14 protein-coding genes, 16 tRNA genes and 1 pseudogene are annotated in these 14,578 nt (G+C 28.6%); 27 read left to right on the top strand and 4 right to left on the bottom strand.

The window, feature by feature from the left end; all coding sequences use genetic code 11:
- Position 1: 1 nt before the first annotated feature.
- On the bottom strand, positions 2-1,324 hold the full coding sequence (locus tag HF862_RS07500) for a DUF1576 domain-containing protein (RefSeq protein ID WP_206039061.1): 1,323 nt from the start codon (positions 1,322-1,324) through the stop codon (positions 2-4).
- 151 nt (positions 1,325-1,475) lie between these two features.
- On the opposite strand from HF862_RS07500, the gene HF862_RS07495 reads away from it, so the two are divergent.
- The 14 genes from HF862_RS07495 to eno all read left to right on the top strand — a co-directional run bounded on the left by HF862_RS07495 (position 1,476) and on the right by eno (position 5,852).
- Positions 1,476-1,733: a GIY-YIG nuclease family protein gene (locus HF862_RS07495; protein WP_170187249.1), complete on the top strand. Its 258-nt coding sequence runs from the start codon at positions 1,476-1,478 to the stop codon at positions 1,731-1,733.
- 128 nt (positions 1,734-1,861) lie between these two features.
- Positions 1,862-1,950: transfer RNA gene (locus HF862_RS07490), tRNA-Leu, on the top strand.
- Between the two features lie 3 nt (positions 1,951-1,953).
- Positions 1,954-2,029: transfer RNA gene (locus HF862_RS07485), tRNA-Met, on the top strand.
- 27 nt (positions 2,030-2,056) lie between these two features.
- Positions 2,057-2,132: transfer RNA gene (locus tag HF862_RS07480), tRNA-Gly, on the top strand.
- A gap of 5 nt (positions 2,133-2,137) precedes the next feature.
- A tRNA-Lys gene (locus HF862_RS07475) sits at positions 2,138-2,213 on the top strand.
- A gap of 14 nt (positions 2,214-2,227) precedes the next feature.
- Positions 2,228-2,304 (top strand) — tRNA-Arg (locus HF862_RS07470).
- A gap of 24 nt (positions 2,305-2,328) precedes the next feature.
- Positions 2,329-2,405: transfer RNA gene (locus HF862_RS07465), tRNA-Ile, on the top strand.
- A gap of 12 nt (positions 2,406-2,417) precedes the next feature.
- Positions 2,418-2,492 (top strand) — tRNA-Glu (locus tag HF862_RS07460).
- A gap of 8 nt (positions 2,493-2,500) precedes the next feature.
- Positions 2,501-2,584: transfer RNA gene (locus HF862_RS07455), tRNA-Ser, on the top strand.
- A 28-nt stretch (positions 2,585-2,612) separates the two neighbouring features.
- Positions 2,613-2,688: transfer RNA gene (locus tag HF862_RS07450), tRNA-Phe, on the top strand.
- 5 nt (positions 2,689-2,693) lie between these two features.
- Positions 2,694-2,769: transfer RNA gene (locus HF862_RS07445), tRNA-Val, on the top strand.
- A 7-nt stretch (positions 2,770-2,776) separates the two neighbouring features.
- A tRNA-Asp gene (locus HF862_RS07440) sits at positions 2,777-2,853 on the top strand.
- 241 nt (positions 2,854-3,094) lie between these two features.
- Positions 3,095-4,510 (top strand): pyruvate kinase PykF, encoded by a 1,416-nt coding sequence (gene pykF, locus HF862_RS07435; protein WP_170187248.1) that lies wholly within the window; start codon positions 3,095-3,097, stop codon positions 4,508-4,510.
- A 37-nt stretch (positions 4,511-4,547) separates the two neighbouring features.
- A complete protein-coding gene (gene eno / locus HF862_RS07430; protein WP_027128504.1) occupies positions 4,548-5,852 on the top strand; it encodes a phosphopyruvate hydratase in 1,305 nt (434 codons plus the stop codon).
- Between the two features lie 314 nt (positions 5,853-6,166).
- Here eno and HF862_RS10190 read toward each other — a convergent pair.
- A pseudogene (locus tag HF862_RS10190) lies at positions 6,167-6,373 on the bottom strand (transposase); the annotation flags it as partial.
- Between the two features lie 139 nt (positions 6,374-6,512).
- On the opposite strand from HF862_RS10190, the gene HF862_RS10115 reads away from it, so the two are divergent.
- Positions 6,513-6,638 carry a hypothetical protein gene (locus HF862_RS10115; RefSeq protein ID WP_255456939.1) on the top strand — a complete coding sequence of 42 codons (126 nt, stop codon included), beginning with the start codon at positions 6,513-6,515 and terminating at the stop codon, positions 6,636-6,638.
- A gap of 63 nt (positions 6,639-6,701) precedes the next feature.
- Here HF862_RS10115 and HF862_RS10185 read toward each other — a convergent pair whose 3' ends face one another.
- Positions 6,702-6,926, bottom strand: coding sequence for a transposase zinc-binding domain-containing protein (locus HF862_RS10185; RefSeq protein WP_369694289.1), 225 nt, complete (start codon positions 6,924-6,926; stop codon positions 6,702-6,704).
- Between the two features lie 249 nt (positions 6,927-7,175).
- Positions 7,176-7,535, bottom strand: a complete 360-nt coding sequence (locus tag HF862_RS07415; RefSeq protein WP_170187247.1) for an arsenate reductase family protein — start codon at positions 7,533-7,535, stop codon at positions 7,176-7,178.
- A 172-nt stretch (positions 7,536-7,707) separates the two neighbouring features.
- On the opposite strand from HF862_RS07415, the gene minD reads away from it, so the two are divergent.
- The 12 genes from minD (at position 7,708) to HF862_RS07355 (ending at position 14,504) form a co-directional block, all read left to right on the top strand.
- Positions 7,708-8,487, top strand: coding sequence for a septum site-determining protein MinD (minD, locus tag HF862_RS07410; protein ID WP_170187246.1), 780 nt, complete (start codon positions 7,708-7,710; stop codon positions 8,485-8,487).
- A 92-nt stretch (positions 8,488-8,579) separates the two neighbouring features.
- Positions 8,580-8,655: transfer RNA gene (locus tag HF862_RS07405), tRNA-Thr, on the top strand.
- Between the two features lie 7 nt (positions 8,656-8,662).
- Positions 8,663-8,737 (top strand) — tRNA-Glu (locus HF862_RS07400).
- Positions 8,738-8,754: 17 nt separating this feature from the next.
- Positions 8,755-8,839: transfer RNA gene (locus HF862_RS07395), tRNA-Tyr, on the top strand.
- A gap of 5 nt (positions 8,840-8,844) precedes the next feature.
- Positions 8,845-8,920: transfer RNA gene (locus HF862_RS07390), tRNA-Val, on the top strand.
- A 7-nt stretch (positions 8,921-8,927) separates the two neighbouring features.
- Positions 8,928-9,004: transfer RNA gene (locus HF862_RS07385), tRNA-Asp, on the top strand.
- Positions 9,005-9,286: 282 nt separating this feature from the next.
- Positions 9,287-10,513, top strand: a complete 1,227-nt coding sequence (gene tyrS / locus HF862_RS07380) for a tyrosine--tRNA ligase (protein WP_170187245.1) — start codon at positions 9,287-9,289, stop codon at positions 10,511-10,513.
- Between the two features lie 13 nt (positions 10,514-10,526).
- On the top strand, positions 10,527-10,997 hold the full coding sequence (locus HF862_RS07375; protein ID WP_206039057.1) for a GNAT family N-acetyltransferase: 471 nt from the start codon (positions 10,527-10,529) through the stop codon (positions 10,995-10,997).
- A gap of 41 nt (positions 10,998-11,038) precedes the next feature.
- Positions 11,039-11,683, top strand: a complete 645-nt coding sequence (gene nth, locus HF862_RS07370) for an endonuclease III (RefSeq protein WP_170187244.1) — start codon at positions 11,039-11,041, stop codon at positions 11,681-11,683.
- 84 nt (positions 11,684-11,767) lie between these two features.
- Positions 11,768-12,940 (top strand): cysteine desulfurase family protein, encoded by a 1,173-nt coding sequence (locus tag HF862_RS07365; RefSeq protein WP_170187243.1) that lies wholly within the window; start codon positions 11,768-11,770, stop codon positions 12,938-12,940.
- A gap of 10 nt (positions 12,941-12,950) precedes the next feature.
- Positions 12,951-13,325, top strand: coding sequence for a Fe-S cluster assembly scaffold protein NifU (nifU, locus tag HF862_RS07360; protein ID WP_170187242.1), 375 nt, complete (start codon positions 12,951-12,953; stop codon positions 13,323-13,325).
- Positions 13,326-13,439: 114 nt separating this feature from the next.
- On the top strand, positions 13,440-14,504 hold the full coding sequence (locus tag HF862_RS07355) for a D-alanyl-D-alanine carboxypeptidase family protein (protein WP_170187241.1): 1,065 nt from the start codon (positions 13,440-13,442) through the stop codon (positions 14,502-14,504).
- Positions 14,505-14,578: the final 74 nt, after the last annotated feature.

The following is a 14,578-nucleotide window of genomic DNA, read 5'->3' as shown; positions in this document are numbered from 1 at the left end:
TTTATTCAAAATCTTCTTTTTTTATCATTCCTAAAAATTCTTTTCTAGATTTTAAAAATCTTAATTCTCTTTTTAGACCTCTTTCATTAAAAGTTCTCATAATTGGCAATAGAAAACTAGCTACAATACCAGCAGAAAATCCATTATTATATAAATTAAGTCCTCCGTGAAGGGTTCCAATGTTTGTTACAACAGTGAGATGCAACCAACCAGCTATTATTCCCCAAAATGGGCCAAAAATTCCTGCAATAGGAGCTAGAGATGTTCCAAAAAGACCAGATAAAACAATAATAAATATATCTTTATGTATAGTTGTAACTCCTGATAAAATTACTCCAATTAAGATAGGAAGAGTATTGAATGGAGTTTTTCCATGGGCTGCAAAACCAACTACAGTAAAAATTCCAGCTAAGATAGGACCATTTAAAGTTTGATTAAGAGAAAGAGAGAACAACATTGCAAAAAATCCCATTAGTCCCATATTGATAAAAGTTAGACCATAACCAAAAGTTGGAACAAAATCAATTTCCAATCCTTTTGATTTAACTAATTCTTTGTATCCTGAAAAGGAGTTGTCATTAATATAAAAACCAACAATAATAAAAATCATAAAAATTACAGTACAACAAACTTGCAAAATGTTATTATATTGAACAGATAATATTTTTCTAGAAGCGACTTCAAAATGATATGCTTTTAAAATACAATTAAGAACTAGTCCTAAAATTCCAGCTGTAAATCCTAAATTATATAGATTATATCCCTCATGAAAACTTTTCATTTTTTTTGCTAAAGGAGCAATTATAAATCCTATAATAATTCCTAGAATAATTCCGTTTATATATGAAAATTCAAATGTATTTGTTCTAAAAGCTACTTCACTAATGAAAGGTGCTAAAGCTGTAGCAAAAGAAACAGGAAGAAAGATATCTTTAAATTTAACATGTTCATACATGCTGTAAAAAATTCCACCAATATATATAGGAAGAATATTTAGTACATTTTTTCCAAAAAAAGAAAATCCAAAGCTAGTAAACAAAGAAGCCAAAGCCATACCTTTTAATTCTATATTTAGATATTTGATAATAAAATAATTAAAAAGCAAGATAATAAGAGAATTTAGAAAGCCAGCAGTCAAACCACCAACCATTAAAAAATCTGTGATTAAACCAGCTTGAGATGTGAGAATATTAGAAAATCCTATAAAAATATTTTCTTTTAATATAAATTTACCATAAAATAGTAGAGAAATAATAAATAAAAATATTAGTAGGATACCAAGTTCAAAAGCATGTAGTTTACGTTTTTCTTGAAGATTGTCCAAAATTCCCTCCTTAAAAATTATATAATTTTATTTAATGAATTGATATAATATATAAAACTCACAAGATATGAGTATATTAATATTTTATATATAATTATATAATATTTCCTCAATAAAATATAGTTTTTTTTATACAAAAGGAGAAAAAGAAATGAAAAAAGAAAAATGGTATGTATATATGTTAAGATGTCAAGATGATTCTATCTATACAGGGATTACTAAAAATGTAGAAAAAAGATATAAACAACATATGGAAGGAAAAGGAGCTAAATATACTCGAAGTCATAAATGTAAAAAAATAGAAGTTATTTTTGAAGAAGAAAATAAAAGTAATGCTGCAAAATTAGAATATTTTTTAAAACAAAAAAGTAAAATAGAAAAAGAAAAAATAATAAAATCAAAAAAATAAATCCTTGAAAATAAAAGAAAAATTTAAAAAACATTTTTTATTTAAAAAAATATGTTGACAGAATTTATAAAATATGGTATTATTATTCTTGTCTTAAGGGAGCAGAAATGAAAATGCTAAATTAAGAAGCCTGGATGGCGGAACAGGTAGACGCACAGGACTTAAAATCCTGTGGTATCTTGATACCGTGCCGGTTCGATTCCGGCTCTAGGCACCATATCGCGGGGTAGAGCAGTTGGCAGCTCGTCGGGCTCATAACCCGAAGGTCAGAGGTTCAAATCCTTTCCCCGCCACCAAATAAATATTCAGTGTTACAGTTTTATGCGGGAATAGCTCAGTTGGTAGAGCGTCAGCCTTCCAAGCTGAATGTCGCGAGTTCGAACCTCGTTTCCCGCTCCAGGTAAGCGTCATTAGCTCAGTAGGTAGAGCACACGACTTTTAATCGTGTTGTCACTGGTTCAAATCCAGTATGACGCACCATTAATCATTTAGATGTGTCTGTAGCTCAGCTGGATAGAGCAACGCCCTTCTAAGGCGTGGGTCAGGGGTTCGAATCCCTTCAGACACGCCATAAAATAAAATATTAAGTACATATGGATCTATAGCTCAGCTGGTTAGAGCACTCGGCTCATAACCGAGTGGTCATTGGTTCGATTCCAATTAGATCCACCATTTTAACAAAATGCCCCGTTCGTTCAACGGTTAGGACATCAGATTTTCACTCTGGAAACAGGGGTTCGATTCCCCTACGGGGTACCATATGTGCTGGAGAGCTATCCTAATTGGTAAGGAATCGGTCTTGAAAACCGACGCCGTAAGGCTTCAGAGTTCGAGTCTCTGGTTCTCCGCCATTTTTTTTTAGAAAGAAATATTTTGTTTGGCCAGATAGCTCAGTCGGTAGAGCAGGGGACTGAAAATCCCCGTGTCGGTGGTTCGATTCCGCCTCTGGCCACCACTTATGGTCGCATAGCTCAGTTGGGAGAGCACCTGCCTTACAAGCAGGGGGTCATAGGTTCAAGTCCTATTGTGACCACCATTAAAATGGGGGTGTAGCTCAGTTGGTTAGAGCACTAGCCTGTCACGTTAGGGGTCGCGAGTTCGAGTCTCGTCACTCCCGCCATTTAAAAGATTTTAAGGAGATGCAAAGCATCTCTTTTTTTTATAATTTTAAAATAAAAATTATATAAAAATAAAATTTATATAAAAAAGTTCAATATTTGAGTAAGGATATAACTAAAATAGATGAAAAAATAACCTTTAAGAAAATTGACAAAAATTAAAAATTTGTTTAAAATTAGGATGTTAAATATGTATTAGTTATGTTTGTAATAAAATTTTTAATAAATTATAGAGGTGATTTTGTGAAAAAAACAAAAATAGTATGTACTATTGGACCAAAAAGTGAATCAAAAGAAATGTTAACAAAATTATTGAAAGCTGGAATGAATGTAATGAGATTAAACTTTTCTCATGGAAGTCATGAAGAACATGCAGCTAGAATAGCAGCTTTAAGAGAAGTTAAAGAAGAAACAGGATTAAAAGCAGCTATATTATTAGATACAAAAGGACCTGAAATTAGAACTATAAAATTAGAAAATGGAGAAGATGTAAAATTAGTTGCTGGTCAAGAATTTACAATAACAACAGATAAAACTGTTATAGGAAATAGTAAAATGGTAGCAGTTACTTATGATGATTTTGCAAAAGATTTATCTGTAGGAAATACAGTATTAATAGATGATGGATTAATAGAATTAACTGTAAAAGAAATAGTTGGAAATGAAGTTAAATGTGTTGTAGAAAATAATGGAATGTTAGGAGAAAATAAAGGAGTTAACTTACCAAATGTAAAAGTTAATTTACCAGCCTTAGCTAAAAAAGATATAGCTGATTTAAAATTTGGATGTCAACAAGGAATTGACTTTGTAGCAGCATCATTTATAAGAAAAGGTGATGATGTAAGAGAAGTTAGAAGAGTATTAACTGAAAATGGTGGAGCAGATATAAAAATAATTTCTAAAATAGAAAATAAAGAAGGATTAGATAACTTTGATGAAATATTAGAGCTTTCTGATGGGATAATGGTAGCTAGAGGGGATTTAGGAGTAGAAATACCAGTAGAAGAAGTTCCATTTGCTCAAAAAATGATGATAGAAAAATGTAATCAAGCTGGAAAACCAGTTATTACTGCTACTCAAATGTTAGATTCTATGATTAATAATCCTAGACCAACAAGAGCAGAAGCTAATGATGTTGCTAATGCTATATTAGATGGAACAGATGCAGTAATGTTATCTGGTGAAAGTGCAAAAGGAAAATATCCAGTTGAAGCAGTAGAAGTTATGACAAGAATAGCTGAAAAAACAGATCCATTATTGTATAGTAATGTAGATTATGATAAAAAAGAAGAAATAGGAATTACAGAAGCAGTAGCAAAAGGATGTGTTGATGCTGCAGAAGTATTAGGAGCTAAGTTAATAGTAGTAGGAACTGGATCAGGAAGAGCTGCTAGAAGTTTAAGAAAATATTTCCCTAGTGCAATGATTTTAGCAGTAACAAATAGTCAAAAATCTTTCAACCAATTATTATTAAGTAAAGGGGTTATTCCTTATTTAAGTGGAGATTTTAAAAATTTAAATGATTTTATGGAAAATGCTGAAAAAGCTGCAGTAGGATTAGGATTAGTAAAATCTGGAGATATAATAGCAGCTACATGTGGTGAAGAAGTATTTATGCCAGGAACAACAAACACAGTAAAAATTATTAGAGTAAAATAAAACTGAGAGATATAAAATAAAAAATAGGAGGAAAAAAATGACAAGAATAATTGATGTAGTAGCAAGAGAAATACTTGATTCTAGAGGAAATCCTACAGTAGAAGTAGATGTAGTATTAGAATGTGGAGCAAAAGGAAGAGCTGCTGTTCCATCAGGAGCTTCTACAGGAGCTTATGAGGCAGTAGAATTAAGAGATGGAGATAAATCTAGATATTTAGGAAAAGGAGTATTAACAGCAGTAAATAATGTTAATACAGAAATTAAAGAATTAATTTTAGGAATGGATGCTTTAGACCAAGTTAAAATTGATAAAGCTATGATTGCTTTAGATGGGACACCTAACAAAGGAAGATTAGGAGCAAATGCTATACTAGGTGTATCTTTAGCAGTAGCTAAAGCAGCAGCTGAAGCTTTAGGAATGCCTTTATATAAATATTTAGGTGGAGTAAATGCAAAAGAATTACCTTTACCTATGATGAATATATTAAATGGAGGATCACATGCTGACTCAGCAGTAGACGTTCAAGAGTTCATGATTCAACCAGTTGGAGCTGCTAATTTTAATGAAGCTATGAGAATGGGTTGTGAAGTATTCCATCACTTAGGAAAATTATTAAAAGCTAATGGAGATTCTACTAATGTAGGGAATGAAGGAGGATATGCACCTGCTAAAATTAATGGAACAGAAGGAGCTTTAGATTTAATAATGGAAGCTATAAAAGCAGCAGGATACGAGCCAGGAAAAGACATCACTTTTGCTATGGATGCTGCATCAAGTGAGTTCTGTAAAGAAGTAGATGGAAAATTTGAATACCATTTTAAAAGAGAAGGAGGAGTTGTAAGAACTTCTGAAGAAATGGTAGAATGGTATGCAAGTCTAGTTGAAAAATATCCAATTAAATCTATAGAAGATGGATTAGGAGAAGATGACTGGGCAGGATGGCAATTATTAACTGCTAAATTAGGAGATAAAGTACAATTAGTAGGAGATGACTTATTTGTAACAAATACTGAGAGATTAAAAAGAGGAATAGAGTTAAAAGCAGGAAATGCTATATTAATAAAACTTAACCAAATTGGTACATTAACTGAAACTTTAGATGCTATTGAAATGGCTAAAAGAGCTGGAATGACAGCAGTAGTTTCTCATAGATCTGGAGAAACTGAAGATGCTACAATAGCTGATATAGCTGTAGCAACAAATGCTGGACAAATTAAAACTGGTTCAACTTCAAGAACTGATAGAATGGCTAAATATAATCAATTATTAAGAATAGAAGAAGAATTAGGAGATATGGCTCAATACAACGGAATGGATGTATTTTATAATATTTCTAAGTAATTTAGTAAATAAGTAAGATAAAAAGGATTAACTATTTTAGTTAATCCTTTTTATTATTTAGAAAATTATAATTTATTTATTAAAAGAATATAAAAATAAAGGTAAAATTTATCAAAAAAATATAGTATAATAAAAAATATAGAGATTTTAAATTATAAAAAAATACAAGTTAGGGTTGTGTTTGTGAAAGTTATTAAGTGCTAAATGATTAAGGAAAAGCATAATAAAAACTATATTTAGTAGTATAAATCATAGAAGTTTCACACTTAGAACAAGAGAGTGGATTTTATTTGAAACCTCTATATCTTTTCTACTCAAGAAAGTTTTTTTCTAAAGAAATTAAATCTAAGAATTTTAATTTTTTTAGTTTTATTATTTTTAGAATAAATATCATATCTTCTAATCATTTTAAAGTATTTAGAAGTAATATGAGAAATTAAAGATCTGAAAAAATCTCTTAAAGAAAAAGTAACAAAAATCTTATTGTCCTTATTTGGTTTTTGGTACCAAAATGTAATGTTTTTAGAATCAAAAAAATAATTCTATATTCAACAATAGCTGGTCTTGCAAGCTTGACTAAGATATTTTGCAATATTTTGAATATTATTAATAATATTATTAGGATTAACATAAAATCCATTAGAATATTTTTTATAAGTGATGGAAATTTTATTTTTAAGAGTAATAGAACTATTAGATTTAGCGAAAGAAGCAATAATATCAAAAGAATATTTTTGTCAAGATTTTCTAAGAGGTCTCCAAGGAAGAGAATTAGGAGTTTTCTAAATCCCTTTAATATCAAAATCACCAAAAGTAGCAATAGCATGAATATTAATGATAATTCCCAAATTATATATCAATTTTTTTAAAAGAATATTTAAAAGAATAATAAGTACCATCAGAAAGATTTTTAAGTAATTGTAGATTATTAAAGAAAAAATTTCTAATGAAACCAGTAAGTAAAGAAAAAGTCATATAAATATGAGAAACAAGAGAAGAAACCCAATTTTCAGTATAAATTTTACTACAAGAAGGACAAAATTTAGATTTACAAGAAAAGGTGAATAAATTTATGAAGATAAGAAGTACAAAGGAATGGAGAGAAACCGAACTTAGAATCAGCGCTATGTAAAAAAGAATTGATATTGTTAAGAATATTTTTCACTCATTAGAAAAGAAAGAAGAAATATCATCCCAGTATTCAAAGAAATATTTAGAAAAAATATATTTAAGTTTATGATTAAGAGAAATAAATTTATTATTTAGGAGTATATTATACAGTAAAAAAGCACGATTTTTATCGTGCTATTTTTATTTACAAAATTATTTGTTAAAGAATTTTTTCCATTCTTCAACCTTGAATCCAATTAAAATACCTTTATCACAAACAATTAAAGGTCTTTTTACTAACATACCATTAGAAGCAAGAAGAGTAATAGCTTCTTCTTCATTCATAGTAGGAATTTTGTTTTTTAAATCAAGCTCTCTATAAAGAATCCCACTAGTATTAAAAAATTTTTTAAAAGGAAGATTACTTGATTTGATAAAAGACTTTAATTCGTCTATTGTAGGCCTTTCTTCGACTATGTGTCTACTTACAAAATTGATTTCATTTTCTTCTAACCATTTTTTAGCTTTAACACATGTAGAACATTTAGGATAATTAAAAAATAGTATAGACATATTTCCTCCTTGAAATTATTGATAAAATTATTGATACATAAATTATATATTATAATTAATAAAAATGAAACAATAATTACAATAAAAAAATTATTGCTTGTAATAAAGTTAATGTGGTATACTTAATTATAGAATATCTAGAGGAAAAAGCGAAGTGTAATAGGAGGGAAAAATGGGGAAAGTTCTAGTAGTTACTTCCGGTAAAGGAGGAGTAGGAAAAACAACAACAACAGCTAATATTGGAAGTGGTTTAGCACTAGAGGGAAAAAGTGTACTTCTTATAGATACAGATATAGGTCTTAGAAATTTAGATGTTGTTATGGGATTAGAAAATAGAATAGTTTATGATTTAGTAGACCTTATAGAAGGACGTTGTAAAATAAAACAAGCTGTTATAAGAGATAAAAGAAACAAAAATTTATATCTTATTCCAGCTGCTCAAACAAGAGATAAAAATGATGTTACACCTGAACAAATGAAAGAGTTAATAGAAGCAATAAAAGGTGATTTTGATTATATAATTATTGACTGTCCTGCTGGAATAGAACAGGGATTTAAAAATGCAATAGTAGCAGCTGATGAAGCTATTGTAGTAGTAACTCCAGAAGTATCAGCTGTAAGAGATGCTGATAGAATAATAGGGTTACTTTTAGCAAATGAAATATCAAATATAAAACTTTTGATTAATAGATTAAGAATAGATATGGTAAAACAAGGAAATATGTTAAGTGTTCAAGATGTAGTGGAAATATTAGCCCAAGATGTAATAGGAGTTGTACCTGATGATGAAAGTATAGTCATTTCTACTAATAAAGGGGAACCTTTAGTATTTAAAGGTAACTCACTAGCTTATAGGGCATATAAAAATATAGTTCAAAGATTATTGGGAAAAGAAATTCCTTTTTTAAAATTAGATATTAAAAAAGGTTTTTTTAAAAGAATTTTTGGATAAGAAAATCATTGAAAATAAAAGAAAAAAATGAAAAAAATAAAAAAATATTGACAAAAAATATATTATAATATATAATAATTCTTGTGTGTGATGCCGCTTTAGCTCATCTGGTAGAGCAACTGACTTGTAATCAGTAGGTGACTGGTTCGATTCCGGTAAGCGGCACCAGATAAATGCCCCGTTCGTTCAACGGTTAGGACATCAGATTTTCACTCTGGAAACAGGGGTTCGATTCCCCTACGGGGTACCAATTATTATATAAAATATGGTGAGGTTCCCGAGTGGCCAAAGGGAGCAGACTGTAAATCTGCCAGCTACGCTTTCGATGGTTCGAATCCATCTCTCACCACCACTTATGGTCGCATAGCTCAGTTGGGAGAGCACCTGCCTTACAAGCAGGGGGTCATAGGTTCAAGTCCTATTGTGACCACCATTAAAATGGGGGTGTAGCTCAGTTGGTTAGAGCACTAGCCTGTCACGTTAGGGGTCGCGAGTTCGAGTCTCGTCACTCCCGCCATTTAAAAGATTTTAAAGAGATGTAAAGCATCTCTTTTTTTATTTATATATTATAAATTTAATTAAGTGAATGATATTTTTGATATTAAGAAAGTATTTTTTTACTAGAAAAAAAAAAGAAACTATGATAGAATTGTTTGTAGAATGAAGAAGGGGGAGTTAAATTGGAAAAGATTTGTGATGTCCTAAGAGAAAGAGGACAGCTAAAACAATTTACAGATTATAGATATTGTAGCTTCTTTTAGTAAATATAGAGTAAATAAATTTTAGGAGGATTAATTTAATGAATAATGTTTATGATGTATTAAAAGAGCGTGGATATTTAAAACAATTTACAGATGAAGAAGCAATAAAGAAGATATTAGGTGAAGAAAAAGTAACATTTTATATAGGATTTGACCCAACAGCAGATAGTTTACATGTAGGTCATTTTATAGCAATGATGTTTATGGCTCATATGCAAAAGTTTGGACATAGACCAATAGCTTTAATTGGTGGTGGAACAGCCATGATAGGAGACCCTAGTGGAAGAACTGATATGAGACAAATGATGACTAAAGAAACAATAGCTCATAATGTATCTTGTATAAAAAAACAAATGGAAAAATTTATAGATTTTACAGATGGAAAGGCTATTTTAGCTAATAATGGTGATTGGCTATTAGATCTTAATTATATAGAGTTTATAAGAGATATTGGTTCTCTTTTTTCAGTTAATAGAATGTTATCAGCTGAGTGTTTTAAAACAAGAATGGAAAATGGTGGACTTTCTTTTTTAGAGTTTAACTATATGTTAATGCAAGGATATGATTTCTATGTGTTAAATCAAAAGTATAATTGTAAGATGCAATTAGGTGGAGATGACCAGTGGTCAAATATTATAGCTGGAATTAACATAATTAGAAAAAAAGAACAACAAGAAACATATGGTATGACTTGTACATTACTTACAAATAGTGAAGGTAAAAAAATGGGAAAAACAGCAAAAGGAGCTTTATGGCTTGACCCTAAAAAAACAACACCATATGAATTTTATCAATATTGGAGAAATGTAGATGATGCTGATGTAGAAAAATGTTTATCTTTATTAACATTTATTCCTATGAATGAAGTAAAAAGATTAAGTTCTTTAAAAGATGCCGAAATAAATAAAGCAAAAGTTGTATTAGCTTATGAAATAACTAAGATGATTCATGGAGAAGAAGAGGCTGAAAAAGCTAAATTAGCTTCTGAAGCTTTATTTGGTTCTGGAAATAATATGGAAAATGTTCCTATGAAAGAAATTTCTGAAACTGAATTAGGAATAGAATTAACAGAGTTCTTATCTGTTAATAAAGTTTTAAAAAATAAAAGTGAAGGAAGAAGATTGATTGAACAAAATGGAATGTCTGTTAATGAAGAAAAAGTTACAGATGTTAAATTTACAATTACAAAAGAATTATTTGGAGAAAAAGATTATACTATTGTAAAAATGGGTAAAAAAAGATTCTTAAAAATAGTTTTAAAATAAAAAAGGTGATATATTGATATTTCTTAGAAAAACCAAAGAAAGTGATATAGAAAATATTTATAATAATATTCATTTAAGTTATATAAGAAAATATTACCCAACTTTAGAAAAAGAACAATGGGAAAACCATAGAAGATGGTATAAATTTTTAATAAAGTCCTCAGCATATTTACTATATACTATCACCAATATAGAGGAAGAATTTTTGGGATATATAAAATTTGAACTTGATGGAGAAATAGCAATTATAAATATTTATTTGATAGAAAAGATGAGGAAAAAAAAATATAGTTCAAGTATAATAAAAATGAGTATAGAAAATCTTATAAAAGAGAAAAAAGAGATATCAATAGTATTAGCTTATATATTAGAAGAAAATATAGCTTCGATAAAAGCTTTTAAGAAAAATGATTTTATATTTGATTCTATGGATGAATACAAAGGGATAGAACATATGTTATTTATAAAAACTTTAATAAAATAGACGGTGAAAACCGTCTATTTTTTAAAAAAGAAGGAGGGATTATGAATAGGAAAGAAAAAGTGAAATTTGTCTTAAAAAAATTAGAAGAAAAATTTGGAAAACCAAAATGTGCTTTAAATTATAGGACACCGTTTGAACTTCTAGTATCAGTTATTTTATCTGCTCAGTGTACAGATAAAAGAGTAAATATTGTAACTGAAGAAATGTTTAAAAGATACAATACTCCTGAAGATTTTGCTAATTTAGAATTAGAAGAGATAGAGGAACTTATAAAAAGTACAGGTTTTTATAGAAATAAAGCCAAAAATATAAAGAAAGCAAGTCAACAACTTATAGAAAAATATGATGGAAATTTACCAAAAGAGATGGATAAATTATTAGAACTTGGTGGAGTAGGAAGGAAGACAGCTAATGTAGTAAGAGGAGAAGTATGGGGATTAGCAGATGGGATAACTGTGGATACTCATGTAAAAAGGATTACTAATTTATTAGGTCTTACTAAAGAAAAAACACCAGAAAAAATAGAACAAGATTTAATGAAAATAGTTCCTAAAAAAAGTTGGATAGACTTTTCTCATTATATAATTTTACAAGGAAGAGATAAGTGTATAGCGAGACATCCTAAGTGTCAAGAGTGTGAAATAACAGAAGCTTGTGATTATTATTTAAAAAATAAAAAATCTTAAAGATAATTCTTGACAAAAATGCTAAGGAATGATATAAATATATAGGGAAGGAAATTTAGTTTACATTATAGGAGATGAAAATAAATGAAAATATATTTAGATAATAATGCAACAACTAGATTAGATGATGAAGTATTCGAAAGTATGGTACCATTTTTTAAAGAAGAATATGGAAATGCTTTTAGTTTACATTTATTTGGACAAGAAACAGGAAAAGCTGTTGCAGAAGCAAGAAAAAAGGTTGCTGATGTATTAGGAGTTCTTCCAGAAGAAATTATTTTTACTGGTTCTGGTACAGAGTCAGATAATTTAGCTATAAGAGGAATAGCGAGAGCTTATAAAAATAGAGGAAGACATATAATTGTAAGTGCTATTGAGCATCCTGGAGTTAAAAATACATGTAAAGATTTGGAAAGCGAAGGATATGAAGTAACTGTTATAGGTGTAAATAATGAAGGAGTAGTAGATCCAGAGGAAATTAGAAAAGCAATAAAGGATGAAACTATTTTAATAACAGTAATGCATGCCAACAACGAAACAGGAGCAATTCAACCTATAGAAGAAATAGCTAAGATAGCAAAAGAAAATAAAGTTTTATTCCATGTAGATGCAGTTCAATCTATGGGAAAATATGATATAAAACCAAAAGAAATTGGAATAGATACATTAGCTTTTACTGCTCATAAATTTTATGGACCTAAAGGAATAGGAGCTTTATATGTAAGAAATGGAGTTAGATTAGGAAAAGTAATAACAGGTGGAGATCAAGAAAGAAAAATGAGACCTGGAACAACAAATACTCCATTAATAATTGGTCTTGCTAATGCTTTAGAAAAACAATATAAAAATAGAGAAGAAGAAAATAAAAGAATATCTGAATTGAGAGATTATTTTGAAGATGAATTATTAAAAAGATTACCAGAAATTGAAATAAATTCAAAAGGTACAAAAAGGTTATCAGGAACTTCTAGTATAACTTTTAAATATGTAGAAGGAGAATCTATACTATTGCATCTTAGTATGAAAGGAATAGCAGTAAGTTCTGGTTCAGCTTGTTCATCTAATGATTTACAGGCTTCACATGTGCTTTTAGCAATGGGAATTCCAGAAGAATTTGCTCATGGAACAATTAGATTCAGCTTAGGAAAATATAATACTAAGGAAGAGATAGATTATACTTTAGGTGTTGTTGTAGAAACAATAGAAAAATTAAGAAGTTTATCACCTTTATGGAATGAATATATAAATAGAAAATAAGGAGAGAATTATGCAATATACAGAGAAAGTAATGGAACATTTTATGAATCCTAAGCATGTAGGAGTAATGGAGAATCCAGATGGATATGGGAAAATAGGAAATCCATCTTGTGGAGATATAATGGAAATATTCTTAAGAATAGAAAATGATATAATAACAGATGTAAAATTTAGAACATTTGGATGTGCTTCAGCAATAGCATCATCTTCAGTATCAACAGAGATGGTATTAGGAAAAACAATAGAAGAAGCTTTAAAATTAACAAATAAAGCAGTGGTAGAAGAATTAGGAGGATTACCTCCAGCAAAGATGCACTGTTCAGTATTAGCAGAAGAAGCTATAAAAGCAGCTATAGAAGACTATCTTTCTAAAAAAGAAAAGTAATATAGAATAAAGAGAGAAATTATTTTCTCTCTTTTTTTTATTATGAAAAAATGATATAATTTTATAAAAAAATAAGGAGATAATTTTTTGAAGAAGATAATAATATTTTTTTTAATGATTTTTAATTTAATATATGCAGAAGAAAATAAAAATTATAGGAGTTATTTATTGGGTGACCAATTAGGTGAAATATATATAAAAGAAAATGAAAGAAAATTATATCCTTTAGCTTCAGTAACTAAGATAATGACTTTACTTGTAACTTATGATGCTATAGAAAATAATGAGATCACTCCAAAAGATAAGGTTGTAATAGATAAAGAAATATTAAAAATAAATGGAAGCAAAATTTGGATGTATGAAGGACAAAGAATAACAGTGGAAGATTTAATAAAAGCTACTGCTATACATTCAGCAAATAATGCAGCTTATGCTTTAGCAAAATATATAGGGAAAGGAAATGTTGATATTTTTATAAAAAGAATGAAAAATAAAAGTATAGAACTTGGAATAGAGGAAGAGGTTGAATTTTTTACTCCAACTGGATTACCAACTTCAATGACAGGAAAACCAATGGATAAAGGAAGTGCTCTAGGAATATATAAATTGTCATTAGAAGCTTTAAAATATGATTCATTAATAAAATTAGCCTCTCAAAAAGAAGTTTCAATTTATAATGGAAAACAAAATTTAAAAAATAGGAATAAAATTATAGGAAAAGAAGGAGTTTATGGACTGAAAACTGGTCATCATTCAAAGGCAGGGTATAACATGAGTGTTCTTTCTGAAAATAGTGGAATGGATATTGTATATGTGATATTAGGTGGAAAGAATGAAGAGGAACGTGACTATAAGATATTAAAAGATATAAGAAAATTTTATAATGAATATAAAAAAGAGATATTTTTAAATGAAAATATAGTTTTAGATAATTTAAAAATAGAAAATGGGAATAAGAATAATATAGATGTATATCCAGAAAAAAGTTTTTCAAAAATAGTAAAAAATGGAAGTCAAATAAAAATTTTATTAAAATACTATCCTATTTCTTTTCCAATATATAAAAATAGTGAAGTAGGTCATTATAAAATACTTTTAAATAATAGTATAATTGATGAAGGAGAATTACTTATAAAAGAAAAAGTTATTGAAAATAAAGGAAAATTTAAAAAAATGTAAAAATATTTTAAAAATATGTTGACATATTTTAATTTCTAAGGTATAATTAATCTTGTCCGTGAGATACGGAACTA

The organism is Fusobacterium sp. FSA-380-WT-3A, assembly GCF_012843705.1.
Taxonomy (GTDB): Bacteria; Fusobacteriota; Fusobacteriia; order Fusobacteriales; family Fusobacteriaceae; genus Fusobacterium_B.
The sequence above is the reverse complement of the archived record's forward strand: the minus strand, read 5'-3'. Positions and strand labels throughout refer to the sequence as shown.

What these genes read in the sequence shown, in the direction of transcription:
- HF862_RS07495 (WP_170187249.1), top strand. Translation starts at nt 1,476, where the DNA reads ATGAAAAAAGAAAAATGGTATGTATATATGTTAAGATGTCAAGATGAT.
- eno (WP_027128504.1), top strand. Translation starts at nt 4,548, where the DNA reads ATGACAAGAATAATTGATGTAGTAGCAAGAGAAATACTTGATTCTAGA.
- HF862_RS10115 (WP_255456939.1), top strand. Translation starts at nt 6,513, where the DNA reads ATGGAAATTTTATTTTTAAGAGTAATAGAACTATTAGATTTAGCGAAA.
- HF862_RS07415 (WP_170187247.1), bottom strand. Translation starts at nt 7,535, where the DNA reads ATGTCTATACTATTTTTTAATTATCCTAAATGTTCTACATGTGTTAAA.
- minD (WP_170187246.1), top strand. Translation starts at nt 7,708, where the DNA reads ATGGGGAAAGTTCTAGTAGTTACTTCCGGTAAAGGAGGAGTAGGAAAA.
- tyrS (WP_170187245.1), top strand. Translation starts at nt 9,287, where the DNA reads ATGAATAATGTTTATGATGTATTAAAAGAGCGTGGATATTTAAAACAA.
- nth (WP_170187244.1), top strand. Translation starts at nt 11,039, where the DNA reads ATGAATAGGAAAGAAAAAGTGAAATTTGTCTTAAAAAAATTAGAAGAA.
- HF862_RS07365 (WP_170187243.1), top strand. Translation starts at nt 11,768, where the DNA reads ATGAAAATATATTTAGATAATAATGCAACAACTAGATTAGATGATGAA.
- nifU (WP_170187242.1), top strand. Translation starts at nt 12,951, where the DNA reads ATGCAATATACAGAGAAAGTAATGGAACATTTTATGAATCCTAAGCAT.
- HF862_RS07355 (WP_170187241.1), top strand. Translation starts at nt 13,440, where the DNA reads ATGATTTTTAATTTAATATATGCAGAAGAAAATAAAAATTATAGGAGT.